We start from the raw sequence: 23,471 nt of genomic DNA, 5'->3' as shown, positions 1-23,471 counted from the left end.
GCTATGAACGCCTGAAAACGGAATATTGTGTCTGCGTCGAATTAAATCCCCACGAGGGAACTAACCTTCGAAGGAAACAGACCGTCTCAGTTCACGATTTCGGCGATACGCTGGGGTTCTCCCGACAGCGACGGTTCCGGCTCGACCATCTGCAGTACTTCGTGGTCGGTCACGTTCGGATACGATTTCTGGATGGCGTCTTCGATGAGGGCCTTTTCGAGGCGGAACTCCGTTCCCTCGTAGACGACATCCACACCCTGTTCGTCGAACGACAGCACAGTCATACACGGAATTACGCACGGCACGAATAAAAGGATAGTCTCTCGCGCGTTCGGGGCAGGCCGGCAGGACCGCTTACGAATCGCTGTCGCTACCGACCCGGATGACCTGCAGCAGGGAGTACACCGGGACGCCGCGGATATCGCCGACGCCGCGCTTGTCCGCCAGTACGACACAGGCCACGGGGTTGCCGCCCTGTTCGTGGATCGCGTCGATGGTTTCCCCCATCGTCTTGCCGCTCGTGATAGTGTCGTCGACGACGTAGCAGTCGCGGTTCCGTATCTGTGCGAAGTTCCGGGAAAAGGAGCCGTCGGTGGTCTCGCTCTCGTCGTCGTCCCACTGGTGTTTGGTCGGAGCGTACGTCCCGAGGTCTGTTTCCAGTTCCCGCGCAACGGTCGTCGCAAGCGGTGCGCCCGCCTTCTCGATACCGATAGTGAGGTCCACCTCATCGCCCTTCTTCGAGAGCAGGTCCGCCATGGCTGCCCCGGCGTGGTACAGTCGGTTGCTGTCCCGCCCGACGGCGGACCAGTCGACGTGGATGTCGTGGGGACCGCCATCGCCGCTCGTGTCCGGTTCCGTGCCGGTACCGCTACGTTCGACAAGCCAACTCGCCGTCTCGCGGGAGACGTTGAGTTCGTCGGCGATTTCGCCCTTAGAGAGGCCACGCTGCGCCAGGTCGGACGCGCTGTCGACGAGGTCGTCGATATTCTTCATACCCGTATCTCCGTGTGCGAGGATTTAATAGGCGGTGTTCTTCACCCACCAAAATATATTTACAACAGCCGTTGTACTGTTTTATCGGCTGGGTACACTCCCCCTGCGATTCGGGGACTACTGTCGGTGGCGACCCTCGTCGGGTCACCACGTTCCCCCGACCCGGCCGACGCCAACCGTCTGTCTGCCAGACTGCATGGTTGTACGCGGGACCGCACGCACCAGCGGTCAGGCGGGTCCGTCCCGCCGTTCCCCATCCATCGTCCGCTCCTCTGAGTGTGGCATAGAACTGTCGGCACACCCGACTCGAACTGGTCAGTACAAAACGCGGAACTCTCACTGGCGGCGTTTCAGTTCCAGATGAGCAGCAGGTCTCAGAGTGAGACGGTTGCGTCGTCCTCGACCTCGGTTCCCGGGGACGTGCCGCCTCGGTCGTCATAATATTTGCGTCCGATGAATGTTTCGTCCAGGTTGCCGATAATTGTGGTGTAAAGCGCGTCCGAAGACGGGTAACTCTCCTCTTCGACCTGAGCTAAAACCTCTTGAATAGTGATCGAATCGCCGGAGGGAGACGTTATTTCAGTGGTACCGATCTGTTCGACCACAGCTGTATGCGTCACCGGGAACTCGAACGACTCATCGACAACCTGTTTTGTATCTGAGTATTCCATGTCTGTTGGTGGGCAACCGACGTTTCGGTCTCTGCGTTACCCAGTACGCAGCGAACAGGAATCAACCCCGGTAGTTTTTATTTGATATTGGTTTTTGATTATATGAATTACAGCTAGTGGCAGTTATTCCAGCTCCACAATTCTGAAACGTCCGTGACGCCGTGTGATGGGTGGTGATCGCAACGGTCCCTTGTCGGCCATCATCGGGAATTGACAGTGCGGTCCGCTCGCCCACCGGCATACCAGCAGTCCGGCTGTGAACGATGCGGACACTTGGGCACGGTCTTTCAATTGACTCCCTCGAACGTGTAGAGTCGCTGCTCGCAGGCCGGACAGACGAGCGTCTCGTCGGGGTCCTGTCGCGGTCCCAGATGGCCGCCACAACAGGACACCGACGACGACTCGACCAGTTCGGAGCCACAGACCGGGCAGCTGTCTAGAAACATCCGGAAGGCTTCCGCGCCGGCGACTCTGAGGCGCTCGTCGTCGAGGGACTCACCGAGAACCTCGTACGCTGCGAGCTCGGCCACGACGACCGGACGGGCCAGGAGCTGTCCGTTTTCGGAACCGACCACGACCCACTCCGTGTCGTCCTCGACGTACGGTTCTGTGTGGTCGACCCGCTCCAGGGACTCCTGTAGTGTCCTCGAGAGTGCCTCGAGCGACTGGTCGGCCAGTTCGTCCATCCGCTCGTGCCACGCTGTGTCGATGGCCGCCGCGAGAAACAGCCGCTCCCCCTCGACTTCGATGACACCGGCCGCGGATAGCTCCCGCAGGACGGTCTCACCGTCCATCCCGACGTCGTCGGCCAGCGATTCACGCTCCTCGTGGGCCAGGGCTTCCTGCGATGGCTCGCCGTGTGACGGCCCTCCGTGGAACCACTCGTCCGGGACCGGTGACGCCGCCACGAGCCGCGGGGCGAACTCGGGTGTGTACGGCACCAGATACCCCCGGAGATAGACCGCCGCGACGCCGACAACGGCGACCAGCAGGCTCAGAGACGAGCGCTTTCGTGCGCGCAAGAACAGTACAACGAGCCCGAGGAACCCCAGGTTCAGGACCGTACACGGCCAGCACCTGTTCTCCCCGGTGTAGGACTCCTCGTGGAGGGACTCGAGCGCTTCAATCGGGTCGGCTCTCTGCGGTGTGGATTCGCGGCTCATATCCGGACAACGTTTGGCAGTCCCAAAATTCTTTAACAACAGCTGTGGTACAACGTGACATGAGCGACTCGCCGGTAGCGTACACCACGCTGGGGTCGACAGGGCTCGACGTGTCCGAACTCTGTCTCGGAACGATGAACTTCGGGAGCGCGGAGCCCTGGATGCTGAACGACGAGGCCGAGAGCCGTCGGATTCTCGAACGGGCGCTCGATCTGGGTATCAACTTCTTCGATACGGCCAACGCGTACTCGAACGGAGAGAGCGAGCGGATACTGGGTGGGGTTGTCGACTCCGCCCGCCGCGGCGAACTGGTCCTGGCTTCGAAGGTGTACTTCGACATGCACGACGGCCCGAACGGGGGCGGCCTCTCGAAGAAACACATCATCGACCAGTGTCACGCCACGCTGGACCGCCTCGGCGTCGACTACCTCGACCTCTACCAGATCCACCGGTGGGACGAGGACACGCCCATCGAGGAGACGCTGGACGCGCTGACGTATCTCGTCGACGAGGGACTGGTCCGCTACATCGGCGCGAGCACGATGGCCAACTGGCAGTTCCAGAAGGCGCTGTACACGGCGGACATCGAGGGATACGAGCGGTTCGTTTCGATGCAGCCGGAGTACAACGCCGTCGACCGCCACGAGGAGGCGAACCTCCTGCCGGTGTGTGAGATGGAAGGGGTCGGCGTCATTCCGTGGTCGCCCCTGGCCGGCGGCTTCCTGGCTGGGAAGTACGAGCGCGACGACGGTCTTTCGGAGGGCCGGGCGAGTACGGACGAGTACACGGCAGACCGGTTCAGCGACGAGAACTGGGCGGTCCTCGACGAGGTGCGAACCATCGCCGACGCGAAGGGCGCGACCCCGGCACAGGTCAGCCTGGCGTGGCTCTGTCACCAGCCCGTCGTCGACGCACCGATTATCGGCCCGCGGACGATGGACCAGCTGGAGGAGAACGTCGGGGCGCTCGACGTCGAGCTGACTGACGAGGAGTGCGCCCGAATCGAGGCCCCGAAACAGCCACAGTGGCCGGTTGAGGGCAAGGACTGACTCTGGATTTCGATGGATAACCATGCACGTTAATTGCGTACTCGGTTTCTCTGAACACACATGGACGACAGCGAACTAACCGACGTCCTCGAAGATGCCGGTCTCTCCCCGTATCAGGCAGAGGCCTACGTGGCGTTGCTGGGGCTGGGGACCGCATCAGCCACCGACGTCGCTGACTCCTGTGACGTTCCGGACCCGCGTATCTACGACGTCCTCCGGGACCTGGAGACGAAAGGCTACATCGAGACGTTCCAGCAGGACAGCCTGACAGCGCGCGCTCGCAATCCCGAAGTAGTCCTCGAGGACCTGCGGTCCCGGTCGAGCAGGTACCTCGACGCGGCCGAAACTATCGAGGAACGCTGGAACCAGCCCGAGATATCCGACCACGAGGTCAGTATCGTCAAGCGGTTCGAAACGGTCGTCAGCCGGGCCCGGGACCTCATCGAAACGGCCGAGAACCAGATCCAGGTCGGCGTGAACCCGGAGCAGTTCTACGCGGTCCGTGAGGAACTCATCGCCGCCCACGACCGCGGCGTGAACATCAAGCTCAGTATCTGCACGGCCCCCGGCGACGAGCTGCCGCCGCTTTCCGATATTGAGAGGACTTGTACGGAGGCCCGGAACCGCGATATCCCGGCCCCGTTTTTCGTTCTCGTCGACCGGACCTGGACCTGCTTTGCGCCCCACCACGACTCCGTCAACGAGTACGGCGTGCTCGTCAAGGACCGGACCCACACCTACGTGTTCCACTGGTTCTTCCTGACCTGTCTCTGGGAGATATGGGACACCCTGTACACCGAACTGACGCCGGAGACGCCGACGACGTACGTCGATCTCCGCCACGCCGTCCGGGATATCGAACCGCTGTTGAACGAAGGGGCGACTATCGAAGCCGTCATCGAGGGATACGACACGGAAACAAAAGAGTCCGTCGAGCTGACTGGGCGCATCACTGCCGTCGACTACACCGGGAGTAGCATCGGACGGACGGACCCGGTACCGCTCGCGCAACTGGCCGGCCGAATCAGTGCGACGCTGGTCACCGACGACGGGACGTACGAAGTCGGCGGCTGGGGGGCCGTCATCGAGGAGATAGAGGCTACCGAAATCACGATTACGAACGTAACGTACGAGTGACGCGGGCACCGCTTCTGTTGTTGGGGTAAACTTTACCTCAGTTTGCGCGTTTGAGCGCACCAGTGTGCCAAACAGTCGTTTGAGTTATCCGTTCGTATATATACGGAACGTTTCATACAGTTTTCACCAGCCGATAATATACTATGAAACCCGGAAGAGGGCGACAATTAACAACACCTGTGGTTAATTATGGACAACCTTTAAGGTGTGTCCGGGATAGCTCAGAATAGACATGTCGGACAATGGCACAAGCGGCGAGCGGAGCTCGACAGGCGTTTCCCGGCGACGGTTTGTCCGTGCCGCCGGAGCAGCAGGTGTTGTCAGTGGACTGGCGGGCTGTGCGGACTTCGTCGGCGGTGGCGGCGACGGCGGTGATGGCGGTGGTGGCGGCGGTGACGGTGGTTCGACCGGCGGCGGCGAGGCGACGACGGTCCAGTGGGGCTTTGACCCGGTGGCCGTCCAGAACAACGGCGACGCTATCAAGCAGGCCCTGCGCGACAACGGCCTCCCGGAGTCCGTCGAGATAGAGTTCGTTCCGCGCGACCAGGACACGGGCGCAGCCCGGTCCAACTACAACCGGCTGCTCTCGGCCGGCGAGACGAACCCGGACATGTTCCTGATGGACAACGGCTGGACGAACATCTTCATCCAGCGGGGACAGCTCCAGAACCTCTCGGAGACGCTGCCGGAGGGACTGCTCTCGGACGTCTCGGACAACTACTTCTCGGCGTTTACCGACACGGCTCGGAACCCGAGCAACGGGAACCTGTTCGGCGTCCCGGTGTTCCCGGACTTCCCGACGATGCAGTACCGCAAGGACCTCGTCGAGGAGGCCGGCTACGACCCCGAGGGGAACAACTGGGCGACAGAGCCGATGACCTGGGAGGAGTGGTCGAACATCGCCGCCGATACCTACGACAACGCAGACGTCGACTTCGGGTTCACGACCCAGTGGGACATCTACGAGGGGACCTCCTGCTGTACGTTCAACGAGGTCATGTCCTCGTGGGGCGGCGCGTACTTCGGCGGCCGCGACAACCTCTTCGGACCGATCGGCGAGCGCCCGATTACGGTCAACAACCCGGAGGTCATCAACTCGCTGAACATGATGCGGAAGTTCGTCCACGACGAGGACTTCGGCGGCCAGTTCGAGGGCTACGGCGGCGGCTTCACGCCGACCGAAATCCTCGGCTGGAAGGAGGAGGACGCGCGCGCCCCCTTCGCGAACGGGAACGCTATCTTCCACCGGAACTGGCCGTACTCGCTGGCGCTTACCGGTCGGAACCCCGAGGAGACCGAAGACCCGGCGCTCGGCGAGAACCTCGGCGCGATGCCGATTCCGTACGCCGTGCCGGAAAGCGAGGCCGCACAGCCCGGGACCGGCGGCACGACCGCCGCCCTCGGTGGCTGGCACATGACCGTCAACCCCAACAGCGAGAACATCGACGCCGTCATCGAGGTCATCCGCGCCGCCATGCAGCCGGACTTCCAGCTCAGACTGCTGTCCATCCAGGGCTGGCTGCCGCCGCGGCCGGAGCTGTTCAACTCCAGCGAGGCCCAGAACGTGCCCGTCGTCGGCCGATACATGGACACCCTGCAGGTCGCGGGGGACAACTCGATGGCGCGCCCGGTGACGGCCGTCTGGAGCGACCAGTCTAGTAACATCGCACAACAGGCGAACCGCGCCGTCGGCCAGGATGCCTCCTCGGCTGACGCGATGGCGACGCTCGAGAGCGCACTCGAAGAGACCGAGCAAACCTAAAGTCCCGGGATAGCTTTACAAAACACCCCCTGTGATTATTTATCATGACAGAATGTAACAACGGACGGAGGTAACTGAATGAGCACAGAAACCGGCCGTGAGTCAAGACGCTCGGGGGCACTTGTCAGCGTGATGCGGTGGATGGAGAACCTCAGTGATACGCAGTACGCGTATCTACTGCTGGTTCCCGTGTTTGTCCTCCTGGGCGTCGTGGCACTGTACCCGCTGTTGCGGACGTTCGAGCTGTCGCTGTTCGCACTGTCGGCGGACTTCTCGAGCACGAACTTCGTCGGAGCCGGGAACTACGTCGGGCTGTTCACTGGCGAGAAAAACCGGTTCCTGCCGGGCGGGACGACGTTCCTCCCCGAGGGATTCGGTGTCAGCGCGCTGCTTAACAGTGCGCTGATCGTCACGATAATCTTCGCCGTCGTGAGCGTGCTGTTCGAGACGCTCATCGGCCTCGGCCAGGCGCTCATCCTCGACCAGGACTTCTATGGCCGCCGGTGGATCCGTGCGGCTATCATCATCCCGTGGGCCGTCCCCATCGTCATCCAGGGGATGATCTTCTTCCTGATGTTCAACTCGAACATCGGGTTCCTGACGCCACCGCTTGCCGACCTCGGACTGTTAGCGCCGACGAACACGCTCAACGACACGGCGAGCGCGACGTTCATCATCATCGTCGCCGACATCTGGAAGACGTCGGCGTTCATGGCGCTGCTCATCCTGGCGGGGCTCCAGAGCATCGACAGGGGCCTGTACGACGTGGCGAAGGTCGCCGGCGCGACGAAGTGGCAGCAGTTCAAGCTCATCACGTTCCCGCTCATCCTGCCGACTATCGGCGTCGCAGTGCTGTTCCGGTCAGTGCAGGCGATGCGGGTGTACGGCATCATCGACACGGTGTCTAGCTGTACCGTCGTGCCGTCGCTGTCGTGTATGGTCGTCGCGACGTTCACCACCCGCGAGGGGACGTCAGCGGCCATCGCGTTCGTGACGGCCGCGATTATCGGCATCGTCGTGATGGGACTCATCCTCTGGCAAGGGGAGGACGCGATCTGACATGGCTACGACAACCGAAAACCAAGAGCAGTCGAGCGACGGACCGCTACAGCGCTGGACACAGAGTGCCATCCAGAACCCGGACAAGGTGTACCGGGCCCTGTTCTACGCGGCGATGGTGTTTTTCCTGGTGACGACGCTGTTCCCGTTCTACTGGCTCATCGTGCTGGCGGTGACCCCGGAAGGGAACCTGCTCGCCGGGAGCTTCCTCCCGTCGGTGAACCTCTTCGGCGTCAGCGGGACGTTCCCGCTGCCGGTGCCGAAAGGGTTCAATCCGGGCGCGTTCGTCACTGTCTTCGAACAGGTGCCGTTCCACCTGTACATGCTGAACAGCTTCGCGCTGGCGGTCACGACGACGGTCATCGTCCTGTTCGTGGCGAGCCTCGCCGGCTACGTGTTCGGACGGCTCCGCTTCCCCGGCCGCGCACTGCTGATGCTGGCGATTCTGGCGATCAGCTACTTCCCGCCGGCCGCGTTCGTCATCCCGCTGTTCCAGGCGTTCGCCGGCAACGCCCCGATTACGGTGCCGTTCACGTCCATACCGCTGTTTACCCCACCGCGAATGTTGAACACGCCAGGGTCGATGGTGCTGCCGTTCAGCGCGCTGTTCATGCCGCTGTCCATCTTCATCCTGACGACGTTCTACGGCCAGATTCCGGACGGCCTTGAGGACGCCGCACGGGTCGAGGGGACGACGCGACTGGGCGCGCTGTTCAGAGTCATCATGCCGCTGTCCGCGCCGGGCGTGGCGACCGCGGCCGTGCTGACGTTCATCGCCGTCTACAACGAGTACTTCTTCAGCTCGATCATGGCGACCTCGCCGGAGGCGACGAAGTGGTCGCCCATCGTCGGCGGGATTCTCAGCTACCAGACGCAGTACACGACACAGTACAACCTCATGGCGGCCGCGAGCATCGTCGGGGTCCTCCCCGTCGTCATCCTCGTTGTCGTCGCACAGGAACGAATCGTCAGCGGACTGACCTCAGGCGCACTCAAGGAGTAACACAATGGCACGAGTACAACTCGAACACGTGACGAAACGATACGACGACCAGGGTGACGTAGTCACCGCGGTCGACGACATGAACCTGGACATCGCCCACGGCGAGTTCATCTGCTTCGTCGGGCCCTCGGGCTGTGGGAAGTCGACGACGATGGAGACCATCGCCGGGCTCACCATCCCCACGGAGGGCGAGATCTACATCGGCGACCGGGAGGTGACGAACCTCCCGCCGAAGGACCGCGGCATCGCGATGGTGTTCCAGAACATCGCGCTGTTCCCTCACATGGACGTGTACGACAACATCTCCTTCGGCCTCCGACTTCGGGACTACCCACAGGAGGAAATCGACCGCCGGGTCGAGCGCGCCGCCGACATCGTCCAGCTAGAGGGGATGCTCGGCCGGATGCCCGAAGAGATGTCCGGTGGCCAGCGCCAGCGCGTCGCCATTGCCCGCGCAATCGTGCGCGAGCCCGACGTGTTCCTGATGGACGAGCCGCTGGCGAACCTGGACGCGAAGCTCAAGGTCCACATGCGGACCGAGCTCCAGCGCCTGCACAAGGAGCTGGACACGACCATCATCTACGTCACCCACGACCAGGAGGAGGCGATGACCCTGTCGGACCGCATCGCCGTCCTCGACTCGGGCCAACTCCAGCAGATCGACCCGCCGCTGACCTGCTACAACGAGCCGGACAACCTGTTCGTGGCCGGCTTCATCGGCTCGCCGTCGATGAACTTCGTCGAGGGGACGGTTTCGGAGAACGCGCTGGAGACGCCGAACTTCTCGCTCGAGTTCAACCCCGCCTCCGTCGATGGTGTCGGGGTGGGCGACGACGTGACGCTTGGCATCCGCCCCGAAGACATCTACCCCAGCGACCTCCGGGAGGAAGTCCCCGACCCGTCGGGGATTATACAGGCCACGGCGGACATCCTCGAACCCATGGGCGATGAGATCTTCGCGTACCTGCTGCTGGGTGACGGGGAGACGTCGATGGACCAGGAGCTGGCGACGAACGACCAACTGCTGATGAGCATCGACCCGGACTCGGACCTCGAAGAGGACGAAGAGGTCGGGGTCGTCATCGACCGGCGGAACGTCCACCTGTTCGACTCGGCGACCGGCGAGGCCATCGTCCACGACCTCATCCCGTACGACGCAGAGGAGGCCGCTACCGGGAGCGGCAGCGGCGTGGAATCCGACGACTGAGATGAGTGGTCACCTCGCGACGCTGTACTGGAGCGGGATGCTCGTCCTGTTTTTCTTCTGGGCGTACGGCATCGTGTCGTTCGTTCTGGACCTGAAAAACAAGATCGTCCCCGGCATCATCCAGTATCGGCGCGGCCGACGGCGCGAGAAGGCGAAACAGGAACAGGAAGAGGAACGAGAGGAACGCGAAAAGCAGTTGTATTAACTCGGCTCGGTGACAGCTGTTACCAATGACTGAGACGGTCCGAATCGGCATCGTCGGCCTCGGCAACATCGCACACATCCACTGTTCTAATCTCCAGCAGTTGGACCAGCCGGTTTCGATAGCGGCCGGCGTCGACGTCGACCCGGACGCGCGCCGGCAGTTCGCCGACGCGTACGACGCCCCGGTCTACGAGGAGGCGTCGGCGATGTTCGGGTCCGTCGATGCCGTGCTGGTGACGACCCCGAACAGGTACCACGAGCAGTACGTCGTGGCGGCCCTCGAAGCGGGCCTCGACGTCCTCGTCGAGAAGCCACTGGCCCACACGCTCGAAAGCGCCGAGCGCATCGCGGCGGCCGCCAAAGCGGCCGACGGGTTCTGCATGGTCGGCTTCCACAACCGCTTTGCCGAGCCGGTCCAGACGCTGGTGGGCTACCGCGACGCTGGGGATATGGGCGAGGTGTCACACATCGAGGCGAACTACATCAGGCGTCGCGGCGTCCCCGGCCGGGGGTCGTGGTTCACGCGCAGCGACGTGGCGGGCGGCGGGTCGCTCATCGACATCGGCGCCCACGCTATCGATCTGGCGTTGCACATCGCCGACCACCCGAACGTGCGGGAGGTCTCGGGCGACACGCGGTCCCAGTTCGGCGTCGACGAGGAGTACGCCTACGTCGAGATGTGGGGTGAGGACCACGGTGCAGACGAGTTCAGCGTCGACGACTCGACGAGCGCCTTCGTCCGCTGTGGGGACGGCACGACGATCTCCCTGGAAGTCGCGTGGGCGACGAACCGGCCGGACAGCCAGGAGTACTACGTCCGCGGGACCGGAGCGGGCGCGAGACTCGACCTCGCGGACCAGTCCCTGACGCTGTTCGAGACGGCCGACACCGGCCGGATGCACCACCGGACGACCGACATCGAGACGGGGCGGTCGGACCCGCAACGAAATGAGCAGGCGCGGTTCGTCTCGGCGGTCCGGGAGGGGACGCCGCCGTCGACGAACACCGTCGAGCAGGCGCTCCGGGTCCAGCGCGTCATGGACGCGATCTACCGCTCTAGCGAGACTGGCGCAGCCGTCAGCGTCGGCGAGTAACGGTCATGCAGTCGCGGCATCTGTGTCTCCGTCGTCGAGAGACACCTCAATGTCTATCTCATCGAAACGGACGACAGGTCGCTTTGACCGCCCCGACTGCTCGAATTCGATGACGTTCAGCGTCTCCAGTTCGGTCAGATTCCGGTGTACCTCTTTGAAATCTCGGTCGACCAGGTCAGCAGTCTCACGCATGCTCTCCGGTTCGTGCTTCCGAATGGTCCGCAGCAGGGCCAGATTCGCCGGACTGAGCAATCGCTGCATGTCGGCCTCGTCATCTAGCACCAGGACATGGCGGTCCTCGAGGGCCTCACCGCGCTCCATAGCACGGATGCGTTCTCGCGTCTGTTCTCTTGTCGTCGTCCCATCGCCCACGCGGACGGTGAGGGTTGTGGTGTCTGTCATGTGTATCACTCTCAGGATGGCACCCTAGACCGGGTCGCTTACAGGTCCTCAATTTCCCCGCGGAATCGCTGGTACAGTTCCATCATGCCCGGAAACTCGATCTCGGTCACGCCGTCGCCGGTATGACACTCGTGCCCTTTCGAGCGCTCGTGTGCGTTATCGTATCGCAGCAGCGTTTCGCCGTCTGTCGTCCCGTAGTGAAGGGTATAGTCGTACCCACACGGGTACTTGTCGTCGTCCGTCTTGCGGATGCGGACGTGCTCGACGTACCCATCCGATTTCTCTGTGTACTCTTCGACGGTATCGTAGGGTGCCATCCACACGTACTGGTACAAACCCCATGATAATAATATCTATGGGGATAACCCCATCAAAGATGAGAGGTGATGCGAAAAGCGGTTTTAGTAGTTGGGTATTATATCGACTGTCCACAGGAGGCGTACGCTCTGCGGGCCAGATCCCTGAGGAAAGACTTAATCCCCAGTGTTCTCACTCTCTGCCTGCGCATGAAAGTGATTGGTGTTACGCGGGGCGACGACGGCCCACAGCTCATGGAGCGGGAGCGGCCGTCGCCTGACCCCGGCGAGGCGCTCGTCCGGACGCTCCGCGTTGGTGTTGACGGCACAGACCACGAAGTCCTGAACGGGTCCCACGGCGGGTTCCCCGACGGGGCAGACCACATGGTTCTCGGACACGAGGCGGTCGGCGTCGTCGAAGAGCCCAATGGCACGGGGCTCGAGGCGGGGCAGGTCGTCGCGCCGACCGTCCGGCGGAAACCGAACGGCGAGACGAACCGGTACTTCCGGCGGGGCGAGCCCGACATGGCACCGGACGGCGAGTACACGGAACGTGGCATCGTCGGCGACCACGGCTTCATGGCCGAGTACTTCACCTCGCCGGCGGACTTCCTCGTTCCCGTCCCCGAATCGGTCGCGGAGTACGGCTTCCTCGTCGAACCCCTCTCGATTACCGAGAAGGCCAACGAGCACGCGTACGCGACGCGGGAACCGTTCGACTGGCGACCGGAATCCGCCTGCGTGCTGGGCAACGGCTCGCTCGGACTACTGACGCTGTGGCTGCTTGCCAGGGAGTACGACCGGACCTACTGTGTCGGTCGCCGGGACCGGCCCGACCCGACGGTCGACATCATCGACGAGATCGGCAGCACGTACGTCGACTCCCGAGAGACGCCCGTGGACGAACTCCCGGCGCAGTACGAGGCGATGGACTACATCTGCGAGGCGACCGGGTTCGCCCCGCACGCGTTCCAGACGGTGAAGGCGCTCGACCACAACGGAGTCGGCGTGTTGCTGGGCATCCCGGAGCCCTGGGAGTTCGAAGTCGATGGTGGCTCGCTGCACAACGAAATCGTCCTGCACAACAAGTGTCTCATCGGGACGGTCAACTCACACGTCTCTCATTTCGAGGACGCCGTCGAGACCTTGCAGGACCTCCCGGAGTGGTTGCTCGACGACCTGGTTACGACGGTCACCGACCCGGAACACGTCGGGGCAGCCTTCGAGGATGGGGACGACCAGATAAAAGCGGTCGTCGAATTCGATTCGCTGTAGGGCCCGGGGCGGACCGCGCCCGAGCGTTCCGTCGTCAATTCACCCCGACTGGACCCGGGCTAGACGGTGGTTCACCACCCGTTTATAAGAAAACAGATATGAATTGGCAAGGTATTTACTCAGATGGTATTAATTTATTCAGGCACTGAAAAGCCATAATTTTCGACATAGAGGCGATATTACCGGTTCGGCCCGAATGTCAAATGCTGATTTTCGCTATACAGAAGTATTAAGTGCGAATCTTCAATAAGGAATTATGAGGTATTGGTGCAACCATGACTGAGGACAATTCAGATAGACGGTTGACGCGACGTAACGCTCTTCGGATTGCTGGTGCAGCAGGTGCTGCCTCGCTCGCTGGCTGCGGTGGGAGTGACGGCGGTGACGGCGGTAGCGGCGACGGCGGTGACGGCGGCAGCGGCGACGGGAGCGACGGCGGCAGCGGCGACGGCAGTGACGGCAGTACAGACAGCGGCACACAGTACAACACACTGGAAGTCGCCCACTGGTGGGGTGAGGGGGACGGACTGGAAGCGATTCAGGCCGTCATGGACGCGTTCAAGGAGCAGAACCCGGACGTCCCGTTCGACGAGAACCTCATCGCCGGCGGAGCCGGGGAGAACCTGCAGGCGAACATCCGCACCCGGGTACAGAACGGCAACCACCCGAGCACGTGGCAGGCCTGGCCCGGAAAGAATCTGACCCCCTACACCGATGCCGACCTGCTGGAGGACATCGGCGACTCCGTGTGGTCCGAGAACAGCATGGAGGACGCCTACCTCCAGGGCGTCAAGGACGCGGCCCAGCCCGCCGGGAACTACGTGACGGTCCCGCTCAACATCCACCGGATCAACAACCTCTTCTACAACGTCGAGGTCGTCGAGGACGCCGGTGTCGACCCGACGTCCCTCGAGACGCCCTCTGACCTCATCGGCGCAATGGAGACCATCGAGGAGGCCGGCTACACCGGTATGGCACACCAGACCGGTGCGCCGTGGTCCAGTTTCCAGATGTTCGCGACTGTCCTCCTCGGCGAGACGGACGCCGAGACGTACAGCGCTATCTTCCAGGACGGCGAGATCGACGCCAACAGCGACGCACTGGAGTCGGCCGTCGAGACCACGCAGTCCTATCTCGACTACATCCCGAGCGACGCCGGGTCGATTTCCTGGACAGAGGCCAACAACCAGGTCATCAACGGCGAGGCGGCGTTCCTCCACCAGGGCGACTGGGCGGCCGGAACGTACATCACGAACGACCTCACCTACGGCGAGGAGTGGGACCACGTCACGTTCCCGGGAACCGACGGCTACTACGCGCTCAACATGGACTCGTTCCCGTATCCGGTCAACAACCCGTCGCCGGAAGCGACCACGCTGTGGTGTCAGTTCGTCGGCACGGCCGAGGCACAGGAGATATTCAATCCGATGAAGGGGTCGATTCCGCCACGCACCGACGTGAGCACCGACCCGTTCAACGACTTCTCGAAGGACCAGATCTCGGACTTCCAGGACAGTTCGGCCCAGCCGCCGTCCGTCGCACACGGACTCGCTGCGCCGCCGGCGGTCAAGTCCTCGCTCGAATCTGCAATCTCGTCGCTGAACTCCGGTGCGGAACCATCGGACGTCGTCTCCCAGATGTCAAGCGCCTACCAGTAACGCGACGACCCCCGAAGTTTTTTCGCCGTGATGACACCAACGAGCGGAGCGCTCGCTGGGTCACACCTGTTGTAACGGAGCGAAGCTTCTTGTGATATAACCTCATGAGTAGCCTGTCAAATGTCCTGAAACTATCGCCCCAGTACAGTGCCGAAGTTCTTAGTACTCGACTCGCAAACGGCCCCATATGTCTAGTGACGACTTGGAAGCATCGCTCGAGCAGGTGATTGCGCGGTTCAATCTCGGCGAGTACGAGATTTCAGCCTATCTAGCCGTGCTGCAACACGGTGAGCTGACAGCGTCGGAGATATCGGAGAACACGGACATTCCACAGCCCCGGGTGTACGATACGGTTCGGAGCCTCAGCGACGTCGGGCTCGTCGAACTCAAGGAGTCCCGTCCGATGAAGGTCCTGGCTATCGACCCGCGGGAGGCGTTCGAGGGGATTCAGGACTCGCTTGATGACCTCGTCGACGAGCTGTCTTCGCGCTACACAGCACCCGCACGGGAGCCCGAAGCCGTCTCGCTCGTCAAATCCCGGCCGACGATACTCCGGTACCTGGAGGACATCATCGAGACGGCCGAGTACGAGCTGACCCTGTCGCTGACCCCGGCCCTGTTAGAGCGGTTCGAGGACAGGCTCGCAACCCGGAAGAAGTCCGGAATCGCTATCGAGATTCTCATCTCGCCGGGCGTGGACGCCCCCGACCCGGCGCGGTTCGACTACGAATCCATCGCGACTACGGTGAAGGCCCGTCGCGGTATCACGACGCCGGTCGTCGCTGTCGCCGACGGGAACTACTCGATGTACGCGACCCGCGAGAGCATCCGCGGCGACACGGACCGGTACGGGGTCATCTTCAACCGCTCGGAACTCGGGTTTCTGGTGTCCGGGTTCCTCAACACGGTGCTGTGGACGACGGCCGAAACGATTGCCAGCGACGGGGATGGACTGCCGTTTCCGCGCCGGTATGGGACGATCCGGCGGTGTATCTCCGATTTGGTGACCTTAGACGGGGAGTTCTACGCGACTATCGAGGGGCGGGACGTGGAAACGGGCGACCACCGGGTCGTCGAGGGCAAAGTGGACCAGGCGTCGTTCAGTTCGAACCGCGAGGTCGCGACGCTGGTCGTCGAGACGGCCGAGGGGCCGGTCGAGGTCGGCGGGCAAGTCGCTGCGTTCGAGGACATAGAGGCGTACGAAATCCGCATCGGGACGGACGGACCGCCGGAGAACTGATACGGGCACATCTGGATGAGTAGACAGCGGAGACAATGAGCACCGTGGGCGGGCAACCCACGGTGATTGCATGACCCTACGGGCTGGCGAATTATGTCAGAGGCACGATATCGCCGGGCCCGAACGTGGCAACTCCACAGGACCGACGTGCTCCGTCGCGTTCAGCGGGGACGTGGTCGTAGGTGGACAGCAATGGTGTATCCGGTGTGAGAGATAAAAAAGATGAACACATTGTCTGCAATAATATCCAATCTGTGGAAGAGTAATACAGATTACGAAGAGTATTCCATTACAAATGGAAACTGATATGTGCGCGAGAGATGACCCACAGGTCATAGGGACAGTATGGGCGTGAAATCTGTTATTCAGTACGTTCGGACGTCATCCGTCCGGACGGACATCATCGGCTCGCTGTGTCCCGGAACCAAGCCCACAGACGAACTGCTGTCGGCGGTCGACGCGAGCGAGTCGGCTATCTACGATGCGCTCTCGAATCTCGAAGGCCGTGGCCTGCTCACCTCGACGGACGACGGCTGGGGACTCACCGGCACCGGCCGTCTCGTCGCGGACACGATTCACCGCCAGCGAAGCCTTGAGGACCTCTTCGCCATCGACACCCAGTACTGGGAGCGCCACGATACGTCAGTGCTCCCACAGCCGTTGCGATGTCGCCTCCGGGAACTTGACGAGTACACGGTCGTCCGGGGCACCCAGACCGACATCAACCGGCCTGTCCGTGAAGTCGTCACCCGCGTCGAGAGCGTTCCGAACTGCGATGTCGTCTCGCCGGTCTATCACCCAGAGTACGAGGCGGCGATGCCCGACAACGCCGAGTCGAGGCTGATAGTGAGCTGTGCCGTCATCGACGAACTGCTCGACTCGGGTTCCGTTTCGGTCGACACGGCCCAGTACGAGGAAACTGCCGTCCGCGTCACCCCGATCCCGTACGCGCTCGCCGTCGCCGACGACTGGATGATACTGACGCTGCCGGAACTAGACGGGTCCTGGCCGTCGGCGAAAATCGTGTCCGAGACGGACGGCGCTATCTCGTGGGCGCGGGACCTGTTTACGCGGCTCTGGGCCGACGCGACCCCGCTGAAAACCTATCTCGCTGACATCTAATTTTGGCAAACCTAAACATTCAAGAACCGTCGGTACTGACCGATGAGCAATGGCAATTCAGGGTCCACGCGTCGACGAATCGGACGATTACACGTTCGACGACCTCGCGGTCGTCATGGGGACGTACAACGAGGAAGCAGCGATCGGGACCGTCCTCGACGATATCGATGCAGTGACCGACGGGCGCGCCGAAGTCGTCTGCGTCGACGGGTCCAGCGACCGGACGCCGGAGATCGCCCGCGAGCACGGCGCGACGGTTATCGAGCAGGAGCCACAGGGGTACGGTGTGGCGGTCCGCGAGGCCGTGCTGACGCCGGACCGCCCGGTCGTCGTCACGACGGACTGTGACGACACGTATCCGATGGAGCGCCTGCCCGATTTCCTCGCGGAGATAAACGACGGGGCCGACGTCGTCAGCGGTGACCGACTGTACTACGGGGCCGACCAGATGTCGGCCATGAACAAACTGGGCAACGAGCTGTTCGCCCTGCTCGCGAGCGTGCTCATGGGCAAGCGCGTCCACGACACGACCACGGGGATGCGCGCCTACCGCCGCGAGGTGCTCCAGAAGATCGTCTGGACCGAGAACACCGGGCTCTCGGCCGAACTGCTCATGCGACCGGTGATGCGTGGCTACGACGTCCGCGAGCGCCCCATCGAGTACGACGAGCGGAAAGGCGAGACGAAACTCGACCCGTTCTCGGGCGGGGCGGCCATCGCCAAATCCATCGTCCGGGTCGCCCTCGAAGAGCGGTTCCGGTAGCGCCCGAGATCCGAAGCGAGCGGCCCTATCGTCCGTTTGGCGGCTGCTGATAGCTACTCGTTCCGCCGGGGTGACCCTGCGGGTTCTCGATGCCGACGAGTTCGCCGCCAGTCGGTGAACTGTACAGCGCAAACAGGAGGTCGTTCACGAGGTAGTAGCGCACGCGGTGCCGTGGGTCGCCGTGTGGGTCCGGGTCGCTGGCGTGGACGCCCATTCCCCGAAGCGTTTCTTCCCGTGTCGCACCGTCTAGCGCCGCGAAGTCGGTGTCTTCCCACTCTCGGGTGTACGCGTCCAGGTCCGCAACGGCAGCCGCCATCTCCGCCGCTCGCTCGGGGTCGGCCTCGGTGCGCCCGGCGAGGTAGCTGTCGACGAACTCCCCGACACCGGCCACCTCGCTCGGATAGACGATGTCGGCGACGGCCAGGTACGTCTCGCGCTCGTGCTCGCCGAACGCCGGTTCGGTGGCGTCGGTGCCGTCCTCGCTACTCTCGACCGGTTCGTCCCCGGACCGGTCCCAGGTGAGCGCCGCCGCGCCGCCGGCGACGGTGACCCCAGCTGCGCCGAGTGCTTTCAGTGCGTCGCGTCTGGTGAGTTCGTGGTCAGTCATCGGTGAGTCTCAGGTATCTTCGGCCGTGGTGGTCGCGTTCATGGTGATTCCCTCGCGGTGCGTGCCCGGGACGTAAGCCGCTTCGCCGCCACAGCGGCGCTGGTCCTTGCAGACTTCGAGCCGCGGCGTCAGCGTCCGGACGCCCTCGTCTGTCTGGTCCACCGGGAGCTCTGCCCGGTACTCGAACCCCGCGCCGGTGCCGTAATCGACGAACATAATAAGCGTCACCGTCCCCTCGTCCGGTGTCGGCACGCTGACCTGGTCCTCGACGCCGTCACCGGTGAGCCGCGTCCGGTTCCGGTCCGTCGAGAGCTGTAAATCCAGCCGGTCGGTCCCGGTGACGGTCGCGTAGTCGTTCTCGCCCTCGCTGGTGAGCCGGATCGAGACCAGGGCGGCCTGCTCCGGGACCGACGCCGACACGTCCGTCCGGACCGTCCCGCCCTCGGCGACCGACACCGGCTGGAGCCGCGGCTCGACGGGCAGCCCCAGATACGGGACCCACTCACCGCGGAACACGTAGCGGTAGTACGTCCGGTCGGGGTAGGCGTCGAGTACCTCGAACTGGCGGTGTTGCATCGCGTAGACGGTGTCGCCGTCGAAGCCGGGGTCGTTGCGGACCGACTGGAACGGGTGGTTGAGCCAGTCGCCATAGGGCGTCGGGAGCAAGACGAGACTGTTCTCGAGGTCACGCTCCTCGAACGGTTCGTAGGCCTGTTCGAGCTGCTGGGTCACCTCGTAGTTGTCCGAAATCGGCTCGGCCGCCACCGTGACGGCCGCGCCGCCACCCACCGCCGCGCCACAGAGCGCCACGGCGAGCAGGACCGGACGGAGCCGGTCGGCGCTGACCCGTTCGGTGACCAGCCGGCGCGTCCACCGGGCGACCGCGACGACGCCGACGGCACCGAAGGCCGTCAGCGGGACGAGCATGTCGACGTGGTAGAACGGGCCCAGGAAGGCGACCAGACCGTCGGTCGGGTCCGAGAGGTCCCCGAGCATGTTCACGGTGCCCCAGAAGTAGCCGTTCCCGAGCGGGACCGACAGCAAGACGCCGGCCAGCGCCGCCTGACGGCCGTCCAGCCCCCGGCGCGCGACGGTCCCGAGTCCGACGGCGGCGGCCACCGTCCCCAGTGGGCCGGCGACGACCCACTGCGTGAGGAGTTTCCGGAGGAGTTCGGCGTTCGCGTCCAGCGACATCGCCGGCGTGAACACCCGAGAGTAGCCCAGAATCTCCCGACGCCCGAAGCCCGGCCCGTCCTGCGGGGCGAACACCTCGTACGGGAAGAGCAGGGGAGAGCCGGTGACGAGGCGGTTGTACGCGAGCGTCGCGGCGACGCCGGCGAGCCCGCCGGCCGCGGTCAGCGACAGTCGCTTGAACCGCGCCGGATCGCGCGTCCGGAGCGTCCACAGCGCGTGGAGGATAAACGGCGTCGCAAACAGCACCGCCGTGTACGGCCGCGCGAAGAAGGCGACGCCGATAGAGAGCCCGGCACCAGCCGCAGTCCTGTGGCTTCCGGTCCGGTCGGCGTGGAGATACGCCGCGGCGAACCCGAGGTTCCACAGCGTCGCCGGCACGTACGAGAGAAACACCGAGGCCTCGACGAGAAACAGCGGCGACCCGAGCATGAGGACGGTCGCCACCACGCCCGTCCGGGCGTCGAAGGCCTCGCGGACGGTGTGGTAGGTCAGCGCCAGCACGCCGGTCGCAATCAGCCCGAGCGCGACGCGGTACCCGCCCAGCAGTTTCCCGACGGCGAACATCGCCGCCGGAACCGGGGCGTACTTCGGATACAGGCGCTCGCCGTCGGCCACGAAGAACCACGGCCGGAACGTCTCCTCGACCGGCGGGTACATGAACAGTTGCCCCTCCAGCAACATCGCGGCCTGCTGGAGGTAGACGCCCTCGTCGTGGTTGGTCGTGTGATGGGGGAAGACGACGTGGGCGAGCGTGAAGACGACGAGCCCGCCGAGCAGCGCCACCAGTCCCGCCTGTACCCCTGGCCGGCGCAGGCGGCTCATTCCGTCGGATACCAGGCCAGGTCGTGGTCCGCGACCAGGTCGACCTCGACGGGCTGGCCCGGCTCGAACGTCTCGACGTGGTTGTGCATGCAGTGGACGACGTCGCCGCTGTGGAGTTCGACCCGGTAGACGAACGAGGGGCCGTTGTACTGGCGGTGGACGACGTAGCCGTCGGCCTTGGACTCGTTTGTCGGCATCGCCTGCAGGTCGTCGGGCCGGACGAGTACGTCCACCATCGCACCGTTGTACGCCTCGACCGGCCCGTTCAGCAGGTCCACATCGAACGAGCCGAGTCCGGTCTCGATGCGGTCGGTGGTCACCCGGGCCGAGAGGAAACTCGCCTGTCCGAGGAAGCTCGCCACGAAGCGGCTCTCGGGGTTCTCGAACACCTCGGCGGGGTCGCCGATCTGGGCGATGGTCCCGTCGTTCATGATGGCGACGCGGTCGCTTATCGACAGCGCCTCCTCCTGGTCGTGGGTCACCGAGATGGCGGTGACGCCGGCCCGCTTGAGGATCTTACGGACCTCCTCGCGCATCTCGACGCGCAGGCGCACGTCCAGGTTCGAGAACGGCTCGTCGAGCAGGAGGACGTCCGGCTCCGGGGCCAGCGAGCGGGCGAGCGCGACGCGTTGCTGCTGTCCGCCCGAGAGCTGACTCGGCATCTTGTCGTGGTGGGCCGCCAGGTCGACCAGTTCGAGCAGTTCGTCGACCCGCTCCGCGACAGCGTCTTCGGCCATCTCGGTCAGGCCGAACGCGATGTTCTCGGCGACGGTGAGATGTGGGAACAGGGCGTAGTCCTGGAAGACGATGCCGACGTTGCGCTCCTCGGGCTTGCGGAACGAGGAGCCGTCGGCGATGACCTCGTCGGCGATGGAGATCTGCCCGTCGGAGGGGCGTTCCAGCCCGGCAATCATCCGGAGCGTCGTCGTCTTCCCACACCCCGAGGGACCGAGCAGCGTCAGCAGCTCCCCGTCTTTCACGTCGAGCGAGAGGTTCTCGACGGCGACCTCGTGCCCGTAGTCCTTGGAGACGGCGTCCAGTTGCAGGACAGTGCGGTTCGGGTTCGCTACCGCCGCGTCCACGTCGTCGAAGTCCGATGTTTGCTGTGTGCGTGTTTGTCGAGACATTAGCTTGTGTCCTCCCGTCGAAGAATGACCAGCATTGAGAGTCCGGAGAGGCCGACGAGCACGAGGGCCGGGACCGCCGCCTGTCCGTAGTAGCCGGCACCCTGGACGAGCCAGATGTACGTGACGAAGGTTTCGAAGCCCGTCGGGCGTAACATCAGCGTTGCCGGCAATTCCTTCATGGTCGTCAGGAACACCAGCGCGGCCCCGGCGGCGATACCCGGCGCGACGAGCGGTAAGACGACTTTCCGGAACGCCGAGAGCGGGTGATAGCCAAGCGACCGCGCCGCTTCGATGTACTGTGGGTCGACCTGGAGAATCGATGACTCGGTCGTCCCGACGGCCTGCGGGAGGAACCGAATCACGTAGGCAAACACCAGCAGGATGACGCTCTGGTACAGGAAGGGGACGTACCGGAGCCCCAGGTACACAAGCGCCAGGCCGAGGACGACGCCGGGGACGGCGTAGCCGACGTACGTGGCCCGCTCGGGGAGCGACGAGACGCCCGACGTGCCCCGTGCGGCGAGGTACGCGATCGGGAGCGCCGCCACGACGCAGATAGCGGCCGCGGCGGCGGCCAGCCCGACCGAGTTCCAGGCGTAGGACGCCTCGAACGCGAAGCCCCCGCTGCTGTAGCCTGTCCCGGAGCGGAGGAGCCACTGGAGCAGGATGCCGACCGGAAGCACCAGACACAGCGACGCGATGGCACCGCAAAACAACAGCGCCGGCGCCTTCCAGTAGCCGAGCCTGATGAGGCCCGGCCGGCGCGACCCGCTGCTGACGTAGGCGCCGTCACGGCCGGCGCTGAGGCGGGACTCGACGGCGAGGATGCCGAGCGCCATCACGAGCAACAGCATCGAGAGCACGGAGGCGTAGTCCAGTCGGCGGGCACCGAACTCGTTGTAGATCATCCGCGTGAACACGTCGTACTGCATGATTGCCGGCGTCCCGAAGTCCGAAAGCGCGTACAGCGCCACCAGCAGCGCGCCGGCGGCGATGCCCGGTGCAATCTGTGGCAGCGTGACGCGGCGGAACGCCTCCCAGCGGGTGTGGTTCAGCGTCCGGGCGGCCTCGACGACGGTCCCGTCGAACGACAGCAGGGACGCGCGCGTAGTCAGAAACACGTACGGGTACGTAAACAGCGTCAGCACGAGTATCGCACCGTGTAAACCGTAAATCGTCGGTATCTGCTCGACGCCGAGCGGCGAGAGCAGGTCCGCGAGCTCACCGCGGGGGCCAAAGGCCGAGACGAACGCGAAGGCCCCGATGTAGCTCGGGACGACCAGCGGCAGCGCGGACGTGATCGTCCAGAACCGCTTGAACGGCAGGTCGGTCTGGGCGGTGAGGATAGCGAGCGGGACGCCGATGAGAATCGACGCGGCGGTGACGCCGGTCACCAGCGCGAGGGTGTTCAGCGTCACCGAGACGGTCGTGTCGCTGGTCAGCAGTTCGACCGCACGCGCGAACTCGATCTCGCCCGCCCGGAGAAACACCCACACCAGCGGCGCCAGTAACAGCAGCGAGATGGCAAGCGAGACCACTGCGAGCAGCGTGTGCGGAGACGAGTCTCGCTCCGACGTCGTCGCCTGCTCCCGGAGCCGCTCGTAGCGGTCTCTCGTGCCCATA

At 63.9% G+C, this 23,471-nt stretch carries 23 protein-coding genes; 13 read left to right on the top strand and 10 right to left on the bottom strand.

Annotated features, from left to right (window positions below; translation table 11 throughout):
• Positions 1-86: 86 nt before the first annotated feature.
• From KZ498_RS11035 to KZ498_RS11020, 4 genes are all read right to left on the bottom strand, one after another.
• Positions 87-284, bottom strand: coding sequence for a DUF5800 family protein (locus KZ498_RS11035; RefSeq protein WP_312618855.1), 198 nt, complete (start codon positions 282-284; stop codon positions 87-89).
• A gap of 70 nt (positions 285-354) precedes the next feature.
• Complete coding sequence (gene gfcR, locus KZ498_RS11030) at positions 355-993, bottom strand: transcriptional regulator GfcR (RefSeq protein WP_312618854.1); 639 nt, start codon at positions 991-993, stop codon at positions 355-357.
• 374 nt (positions 994-1,367) lie between these two features.
• Positions 1,368-1,664, bottom strand: a complete 297-nt coding sequence (locus KZ498_RS11025) for a hypothetical protein (RefSeq protein WP_312618853.1) — start codon at positions 1,662-1,664, stop codon at positions 1,368-1,370.
• Between the two features lie 287 nt (positions 1,665-1,951).
• Complete coding sequence (locus KZ498_RS11020) at positions 1,952-2,827, bottom strand: hypothetical protein (protein WP_312618852.1); 876 nt, start codon at positions 2,825-2,827, stop codon at positions 1,952-1,954.
• A gap of 59 nt (positions 2,828-2,886) precedes the next feature.
• Between KZ498_RS11020 and KZ498_RS11015 the strand changes: the two genes are divergently transcribed.
• The 8 genes from KZ498_RS11015 to KZ498_RS10980 all read left to right on the top strand — a co-directional run bounded on the left by KZ498_RS11015 (position 2,887) and on the right by KZ498_RS10980 (position 11,342).
• Positions 2,887-3,876, top strand: coding sequence for an aldo/keto reductase (locus tag KZ498_RS11015; RefSeq protein WP_312618851.1), 990 nt, complete (start codon positions 2,887-2,889; stop codon positions 3,874-3,876).
• A gap of 60 nt (positions 3,877-3,936) precedes the next feature.
• A complete protein-coding gene (locus KZ498_RS11010) occupies positions 3,937-5,013 on the top strand; it encodes a TrmB family transcriptional regulator (RefSeq protein ID WP_312618850.1) in 1,077 nt (358 codons plus the stop codon).
• Positions 5,014-5,245: 232 nt separating this feature from the next.
• Positions 5,246-6,775, top strand: coding sequence for a substrate-binding domain-containing protein (locus KZ498_RS11005; RefSeq protein WP_312618849.1), 1,530 nt, complete (start codon positions 5,246-5,248; stop codon positions 6,773-6,775).
• A gap of 78 nt (positions 6,776-6,853) precedes the next feature.
• A complete protein-coding gene (locus KZ498_RS11000) occupies positions 6,854-7,834 on the top strand; it encodes a sugar ABC transporter permease (RefSeq protein ID WP_312618848.1) in 981 nt (326 codons plus the stop codon).
• Position 7,835: 1 nt separating this feature from the next.
• Complete coding sequence (locus KZ498_RS10995; RefSeq protein WP_312618847.1) at positions 7,836-8,837, top strand: carbohydrate ABC transporter permease; 1,002 nt, start codon at positions 7,836-7,838, stop codon at positions 8,835-8,837.
• A gap of 4 nt (positions 8,838-8,841) precedes the next feature.
• Positions 8,842-10,044 carry an ABC transporter ATP-binding protein gene (locus tag KZ498_RS10990; RefSeq protein WP_312618846.1) on the top strand — a complete coding sequence of 401 codons (1,203 nt, stop codon included), beginning with the start codon at positions 8,842-8,844 and terminating at the stop codon, positions 10,042-10,044.
• Between the two features lies 1 nt (position 10,045).
• Positions 10,046-10,249: a hypothetical protein gene (locus tag KZ498_RS10985; RefSeq protein ID WP_312618845.1), complete on the top strand. Its 204-nt coding sequence runs from the start codon at positions 10,046-10,048 to the stop codon at positions 10,247-10,249.
• A gap of 25 nt (positions 10,250-10,274) precedes the next feature.
• On the top strand, positions 10,275-11,342 hold the full coding sequence (locus tag KZ498_RS10980) for a Gfo/Idh/MocA family oxidoreductase (RefSeq protein WP_312618844.1): 1,068 nt from the start codon (positions 10,275-10,277) through the stop codon (positions 11,340-11,342).
• 3 nt (positions 11,343-11,345) lie between these two features.
• On the opposite strand, the gene KZ498_RS10975 is transcribed toward KZ498_RS10980, so the two are convergent.
• Positions 11,346-11,744, bottom strand: coding sequence for a hypothetical protein (locus tag KZ498_RS10975; protein WP_312618842.1), 399 nt, complete (start codon positions 11,742-11,744; stop codon positions 11,346-11,348).
• Positions 11,745-11,782: 38 nt separating this feature from the next.
• Positions 11,783-12,061: a DUF6516 family protein gene (locus tag KZ498_RS10970; RefSeq protein WP_312618841.1), complete on the bottom strand. Its 279-nt coding sequence runs from the start codon at positions 12,059-12,061 to the stop codon at positions 11,783-11,785.
• A gap of 189 nt (positions 12,062-12,250) precedes the next feature.
• Here KZ498_RS10970 and KZ498_RS10965 point away from each other — a divergent pair, with 189 nt between their 5' ends.
• From KZ498_RS10965 to KZ498_RS10945, 5 genes are all read left to right on the top strand, one after another.
• The gene (locus KZ498_RS10965) at positions 12,251-13,315 is read left to right on the top strand and encodes a glucose 1-dehydrogenase (protein WP_312618840.1); all 1,065 of its coding nucleotides are present in this window, start codon (positions 12,251-12,253) and stop codon (positions 13,313-13,315) included.
• Between the two features lie 275 nt (positions 13,316-13,590).
• Positions 13,591-14,973 (top strand): ABC transporter substrate-binding protein, encoded by a 1,383-nt coding sequence (locus KZ498_RS10960; RefSeq protein ID WP_312618839.1) that lies wholly within the window; start codon positions 13,591-13,593, stop codon positions 14,971-14,973.
• Positions 14,974-15,160: 187 nt separating this feature from the next.
• Positions 15,161-16,213: an HTH-type sugar sensing transcriptional regulator TrmB gene (gene trmB / locus KZ498_RS10955; RefSeq protein ID WP_312618837.1), complete on the top strand. Its 1,053-nt coding sequence runs from the start codon at positions 15,161-15,163 to the stop codon at positions 16,211-16,213.
• A 345-nt stretch (positions 16,214-16,558) separates the two neighbouring features.
• A complete protein-coding gene (locus KZ498_RS10950; protein WP_312618836.1) occupies positions 16,559-17,335 on the top strand; it encodes a transcriptional regulator FilR1 domain-containing protein in 777 nt (258 codons plus the stop codon).
• A gap of 49 nt (positions 17,336-17,384) precedes the next feature.
• The gene (locus tag KZ498_RS10945; RefSeq protein WP_312618835.1) at positions 17,385-18,098 is read left to right on the top strand and encodes a dolichyl-phosphate hexose transferase; all 714 of its coding nucleotides are present in this window, start codon (positions 17,385-17,387) and stop codon (positions 18,096-18,098) included.
• A 25-nt stretch (positions 18,099-18,123) separates the two neighbouring features.
• Here KZ498_RS10945 and KZ498_RS10940 read toward each other — a convergent pair whose 3' ends face one another.
• The 4 genes from KZ498_RS10940 to KZ498_RS10925 are packed head-to-tail and all read right to left on the bottom strand — an operon-like array spanning position 18,124 to position 23,470.
• Complete coding sequence (locus KZ498_RS10940; RefSeq protein WP_312618834.1) at positions 18,124-18,705, bottom strand: gluconate 2-dehydrogenase subunit 3 family protein; 582 nt, start codon at positions 18,703-18,705, stop codon at positions 18,124-18,126.
• A gap of 9 nt (positions 18,706-18,714) precedes the next feature.
• Positions 18,715-20,721: a glycosyltransferase family 39 protein gene (locus KZ498_RS10935; protein ID WP_312618833.1), complete on the bottom strand. Its 2,007-nt coding sequence runs from the start codon at positions 20,719-20,721 to the stop codon at positions 18,715-18,717.
• Positions 20,718-21,848 carry an ABC transporter ATP-binding protein gene (locus KZ498_RS10930; RefSeq protein ID WP_312618832.1) on the bottom strand — a complete coding sequence of 377 codons (1,131 nt, stop codon included), beginning with the start codon at positions 21,846-21,848 and terminating at the stop codon, positions 20,718-20,720. The genes KZ498_RS10935 and KZ498_RS10930 overlap by 4 nt, the downstream gene beginning before the upstream one ends.
• On the bottom strand, positions 21,848-23,470 hold the full coding sequence (locus KZ498_RS10925; RefSeq protein ID WP_312618831.1) for an iron ABC transporter permease: 1,623 nt from the start codon (positions 23,468-23,470) through the stop codon (positions 21,848-21,850). The genes KZ498_RS10930 and KZ498_RS10925 overlap by 1 nt, the downstream gene beginning before the upstream one ends.
• Position 23,471 lies beyond the last annotated feature (1 nt).

Origin of the sequence: Haloarcula sp. 1CSR25-25, assembly GCF_032027985.1 — an archaeon.
Taxonomy (GTDB): Archaea; Halobacteriota; Halobacteria; order Halobacteriales; family Haloarculaceae; genus Haloarcula.
The sequence above is the reverse complement of the archived record's forward strand: the minus strand, read 5'-3'. Positions and strand labels throughout refer to the sequence as shown.